This is a genomic window from Tomitella biformata AHU 1821 (assembly GCF_000524475.1).
GTDB lineage: Bacteria > Actinomycetota > Actinomycetes > Mycobacteriales > Mycobacteriaceae > Tomitella > Tomitella biformata.
The window spans coordinates 1-529 of the sequence record NZ_BAVQ01000047.1; the positions used below are offsets into that span (position 1 = coordinate 1).

At 64.3% G+C, this 529-nt stretch carries 1 protein-coding gene; it reads right to left on the reverse strand.

The window, feature by feature from the left end; genetic code table 11:
- Positions 1 to 124: 124 nt before the first annotated feature.
- A partial coding sequence (locus TBIF_RS23705; RefSeq protein ID WP_148302286.1) for a transposase occupies positions 125 to 529 on the reverse strand: 405 nt, incomplete at its 5' end.

Below are 529 nucleotides of genomic sequence, written 5' to 3' on the forward strand. Positions count from 1 at the left end.
GAAGAGATTCCCTAACGTTTGTCAACACCCATTGTGAACTGCGGTTTTAAGGCAGGGCTGGATACCGTAGGAGCTTCGGTCTACGGCTTTCTGGGGCGGATTCCGTGGTGGCGGAGGTGGCAGGTCAGGCGACCAAACGTGCCCTCCTCTGTGCGGTGGTGTGGCTGCGGTGGCGTGCGCGCACCTGCTCGGGCACCGCGTAGCGGTCGTGGACGATCGCCCGGGCCTGCTCCACGTCGATGATCACGCCGTCGTCATCGAGGTATTGGTAGGGCTGTGCGCGGTCGACGACCACCCAGATCCGTTCAGCAAGTTTCCGAGCCACCGCGCAGACAGCCTTGTTGTGGTGCTGGCCCTGCTCGACCATGAGCCGGTGATAGAACCGGGCCAGCTGCGGGTCGGATCTGCGGGCCGCGTTCGCGGCGAGGAACACTGCCATCCGCAGCGCCGAGGGGCCTTCCTTGGTGATCGCCCGATGCTTGTGCTCCATCGTCCCGGAGGACCAGTTCGACGGGGTGAACCCGCAATA